Origin of the sequence: Paraburkholderia caffeinilytica (assembly GCF_046030355.1) — a bacterium.
GTDB classification, from domain to species: Bacteria; Pseudomonadota; Gammaproteobacteria; order Burkholderiales; family Burkholderiaceae; genus Paraburkholderia; species Paraburkholderia caffeinilytica_B.
In genome coordinates this window covers 1-5,043 of sequence record NZ_JAQQCQ010000052.1, presented here as the reverse complement: position 1 = coordinate 5,043, position 5,043 = coordinate 1, and the positions used below count along the sequence as shown (strand labels likewise).

The window sequence follows — 5,043 nt, the reverse complement described above, 5'->3', positions numbered from 1 at the left end:
ACACACCTGTTATAGGATCAAGCCTTACGGGCAATTAGTATCAGTTAGCTTAACGCATTACTGCGCTTCCACACCTGACCTATCAACGTCCTGGTCTTGAACGACCCTTCAAGGGGCTCGAAGCCCCGGGGATATCTCATCTTAAGGCGAGTTTCCCGCTTAGATGCTTTCAGCGGTTATCTCTTCCGAACATAGCTACCCGGCGATGCCACTGGCGTGACAACCGGTACACCAGAGGTTCGTCCACTCCGGTCCTCTCGTACTAGGAGCAGCCCCCTTCAAATATCCAGCGCCCACGGCAGATAGGGACCAAACTGTCTCACGACGTTTTAAACCCAGCTCACGTACCTCTTTAAATGGCGAACAGCCATACCCTTGGGACCGGCTACAGCCCCAGGATGAGATGAGCCGACATCGAGGTGCCAAACACCGCCGTCGATATGAACTCTTGGGCGGTATCAGCCTGTTATCCCCAGAGTACCTTTTATCCGTTGAGCGATGGCCCTTCCATACAGAACCACCGGATCACTATGACCTGCTTTCGCACCTGCTCGACTTGTCGGTCTCGCAGTTAAGCACGCTTATGCCATTGCACTATCAGCACGATTTCCGACCGTACCTAGCGTACCTTCGTACTCCTCCGTTACACTTTGGGAGGAGACCGCCCCAGTCAAACTGCCTACCATGCACTGTCCCCAGTCCGGATAACGGACCAAGGTTAGAACCTCAAACAAACCAGGGTGGTATTTCAAGGACGGCTCCACGCAGACTGGCGTCCACGCTTCATAGCCTCCCACCTATCCTACACAGATCGGTTCAAAGTCCAATGCAAAGCTACAGTAAAGGTTCATGGGGTCTTTCCGTCTAGCCGCGGGGAGATTGCATCATCACAAACACTTCAACTTCGCTGAGTCTCGGGAGGAGACAGTGTGGCCATCGTTACGCCATTCGTGCAGGTCGGAACTTACCCGACAAGGAATTTCGCTACCTTAGGACCGTTATAGTTACGGCCGCCGTTTACCGGGACTTCAATCAAGAGCTTGCACCCCATCATTTAATCTTCCGGCACCGGGCAGGCGTCACACCCTATACGTCCACTTTCGTGTTTGCAGAGTGCTGTGTTTTTATTAAACAGTCGCAGCCACCAGTTTATTGCAACCCCTTCACCCTCTGCCCGCAGGGGCATCAAGCTACAGGGGCGTACCTTATCCCGAAGTTACGGTACCAATTTGCCGAGTTCCTTCTCCCGAGTTCTCTCAAGCGCCTTAGAATACTCATCTCGCCCACCTGTGTCGGTTTGCGGTACGGTCTTGTTAAACTGAAGCTTAGAGGCTTTTCTTGGAACCACTTCCGATTGCTTCTTCACCGAAGTGAATGGCGCCACGCCCTTGAATTACGCACCCGGATTTGCCTGAGTGCCTTCTCCAACGCAGCGACCGGGACTTCCAACACCCGGACAACCTTCCGCGATCCGTCCCCCCATCGCATTTAACAATGGTGCAGGAATATTAACCTGCTTCCCATCAGCTACGCATTTCTGCCTCGCCTTAGGGGCCGACTCACCCTACGCCGATGAACGTTGCGTAGGAAACCTTGGGCTTACGGCGAGGGGGCCTTTCACCCCCTTTATCGCTACTCATGTCAGCATTCGCACTTCCGATACCTCCAGCACACTTTCCAGTGCACCTTCGCAGGCTTACGGAACGCTCTCCTACCATGCACATAAATGTGCATCCGCAGCTTCGGTATATTGCTTAGCCCCGTTACATCTTCCGCGCAGGACGACTCGATCAGTGAGCTATTACGCTTTCTTTAAAGGATGGCTGCTTCTAAGCCAACCTCCTGACTGTTTTAGCCTTCCCACTTCGTTTCCCACTTAGCAATATTTGGGGACCTTAGCTGGCGGTCTGGGTTGTTTCCCTCTTGACACCGGACGTTAGCACCCGATGTCTGTCTCCCGTGATTGCACTCTTCGGTATTCGGAGTTTGCTATGGCGTAGTAATCCGCAATGGACCCCACAACCATGACAGTGCTCTACCCCCGAAGGTGATACACGAGGCACTACCTAAATAGTTTTCGGAGAGAACCAGCTATTTCCAGGTTTGTTTAGCCTTTCACCCCTATCCACAGCTCATCCCCTAACTTTTCAACGTTAGTGGGTTCGGACCTCCAGTACGTGTTACCGCACCTTCATCCTGGCCATGGATAGATCACCTGGTTTCGGGTCTACACCCAGCGACTGAACGCCCTGTTCGGACTCGCTTTCGCTACGCCTGCCCTAATCGGTTAAGCTTGCCACTGAATGTAAGTCGCTGACCCATTATACAAAAGGTACGCAGTCACCCCTTCGCAGAGGCTCCTACTGTTTGTATGCATGCGGTTTCAGGATCTATTTCACTCCCCTCCCGGGGTTCTTTTCGCCTTTCCCTCACGGTACTGGTTCACTATCGGTCGATCACGAGTATTTAGCCTTGGAGGATGGTCCCCCCATCTTCAGACAGGATTTCACGTGTCCCGCCCTACTTGTCGTACACCTAGTTCTTCCTCGCTGTTTTCGTCTACAGGGCTATCACCTGCTATGGCGGCACTTTCCAGAGCCTTCGACTAACAATGAAGATAAAGAGTACAGGCTGATCCCATTTCGCTCGCCACTACTCTGGGAATCTCGGTTGATTTCTTTTCCTGCGGTTACTTAGATGTTTCAGTTCACCGCGTTCGCTTCGCATGACCTATGTATTCAGTCATGGATACCTCAAAAGAGGTGGGTTTCCCCATTCGGACATCGACGGATCAAAGCTCGTTTGCCAGCTCCCCGTCGCTTTTCGCAGGCTACCGCGTCCTTCATCGCCTGTGATCGCCAAGGCATCCACCACATGCACTTGTTCGCTTGACCCTATAACGGGTGTGTCTCTCGAATTCCCGAAGAAATTCCTGATTGCACTCGCTACAGGTTGAGTATTCGTGTTGCGCCGTATTCCAAAGCAATCTTTCGATCACTTAAAAATACATTGATACAATCACAACCCTGATCCACCTACTCAATCACCCATCTCAAGGTGATCTTTCGTGAATCTCTTTACTACTTCTTCCTGATTGTTAAAGAACGACAGCCGATATAAAGCTCTGCTTCATATCACTCTGACTGGCTCAATCGCCAATGCGAAACACTCTGCACTTACTACCCTTGCAGAACGCTTGGCATTGGAAATTGGTGGAGGATGACGGGATCGAACCGACGACCCCCTGCTTGCAAAGCAGGTGCTCTCCCAGCTGAGCTAATCCCCCAGTCATACACAGATATCTCTACCTGCATCTGATTTCCCCAGGGGTTCAGTGATTAGCGCAGCCACCGCAGAAACAGTGGTGGGTCTGGATGGATTCGAACCATCGACCCCCGCCTTATCAAGACGGTGCTCTAACCAACTGAGCTACAGACCCCTGAGTCTGTCCTGATTCACAGCCGATAAGCGTGAGCGCTCAACGTTTGACACGTCAGCTCGAGAAAGGAGGTGATCCAGCCGCACCTTCCGATACGGCTACCTTGTTACGACTTCACCCCAGTCATGAATCCTACCGTGGTGACCGTCCTCCTTGCGGTTAGACTAGCCACTTCTGGTAAAACCCACTCCCATGGTGTGACGGGCGGTGTGTACAAGACCCGGGAACGTATTCACCGCGGCATGCTGATCCGCGATTACTAGCGATTCCAGCTTCACGCACTCGAGTTGCAGAGTGCGATCCGGACTACGATCGGTTTTCTGGGATTGGCTCCACCTCGCGGCTTGGCGACCCTCTGTTCCGACCATTGTATGACGTGTGAAGCCCTACCCATAAGGGCCATGAGGACTTGACGTCATCCCCACCTTCCTCCGGTTTGTCACCGGCAGTCTCCCTAGAGTGCTCTTGCGTAGCAACTAGGGACAAGGGTTGCGCTCGTTGCGGGACTTAACCCAACATCTCACGACACGAGCTGACGACAGCCATGCAGCACCTGTGTTATGGCTCCCTTTCGGGCACCCCCACCTTTCAGCAGGGTTCCATACATGTCAAGGGTAGGTAAGGTTTTTCGCGTTGCATCGAATTAATCCACATCATCCACCGCTTGTGCGGGTCCCCGTCAATTCCTTTGAGTTTTAATCTTGCGACCGTACTCCCCAGGCGGTCAACTTCACGCGTTAGCTACGTTACCAAGTCAATGAAGACCCGACAACTAGTTGACATCGTTTAGGGCGTGGACTACCAGGGTATCTAATCCTGTTTGCTCCCCACGCTTTCGTGCATGAGCGTCAGTATTGGCCCAGGGGGCTGCCTTCGCCATCGGTATTCCTCCACATCTCTACGCATTTCACTGCTACACGTGGAATTCTACCCCCCTCTGCCATACTCTAGCCCGCCAGTCACAAATGCAGTTCCCAGGTTAAGCCCGGGGATTTCACATCTGTCTTAGCGGACCGCCTGCGCACGCTTTACGCCCAGTAATTCCGATTAACGCTTGCACCCTACGTATTACCGCGGCTGCTGGCACGTAGTTAGCCGGTGCTTATTCTTCCGGTACCGTCATCCCCCCACCATATTAGGGCGGAGGTTTTCTTTCCGGACAAAAGTGCTTTACAACCCGAAGGCCTTCTTCACACACGCGGCATTGCTGGATCAGGCTTTCGCCCATTGTCCAAAATTCCCCACTGCTGCCTCCCGTAGGAGTCTGGGCCGTGTCTCAGTCCCAGTGTGGCTGGTCGTCCTCTCAGACCAGCTACAGATCGTCGCCTTGGTAGGCCTTTACCCCACCAACTAGCTAATCTGCCATCGGCCGCCCCTGTAGCGAGAGGTCTTGCGATCCCCCCCTTTCCTCCGTAGAGCGTATGCGGTATTAATCCGGCTTTCGCCGGGCTATCCCCCACTACAGGACACGTTCCGATGTATTACTCACCCGTTCGCCACTCGCCACCAGGGTTGCCCCCGTGCTGCCGTTCGACTTGCATGTGTAAGGCATGCCGCCAGCGTTCAATCTGAGCCAGGATCAAACTCTTCAGTTCAAACCTGTT

Annotated in this window: 2 tRNA genes and 2 rRNA genes; all 4 read right to left on the bottom strand. The window is 53.2% G+C overall.

Annotated features, from left to right (window positions below):
- Window positions 1–13: 13 nt before the first annotated feature.
- A 23S ribosomal RNA gene (locus tag PQQ95_RS36430) occupies window positions 14–2,894 on the bottom strand.
- Between the two features lie 316 nt (window positions 2,895–3,210).
- Window positions 3,211–3,286 (bottom strand) — tRNA-Ala (locus PQQ95_RS36425).
- A gap of 76 nt (window positions 3,287–3,362) precedes the next feature.
- Window positions 3,363–3,439 (bottom strand) — tRNA-Ile (locus PQQ95_RS36420).
- Between the two features lie 64 nt (window positions 3,440–3,503).
- Window positions 3,504–5,034: ribosomal RNA gene (locus PQQ95_RS36415) — 16S ribosomal RNA — on the bottom strand.
- Together the 16S and 23S rRNA genes with 2 tRNA genes alongside form the textbook arrangement of a ribosomal RNA operon.
- Window positions 5,035–5,043 lie beyond the last annotated feature (9 nt).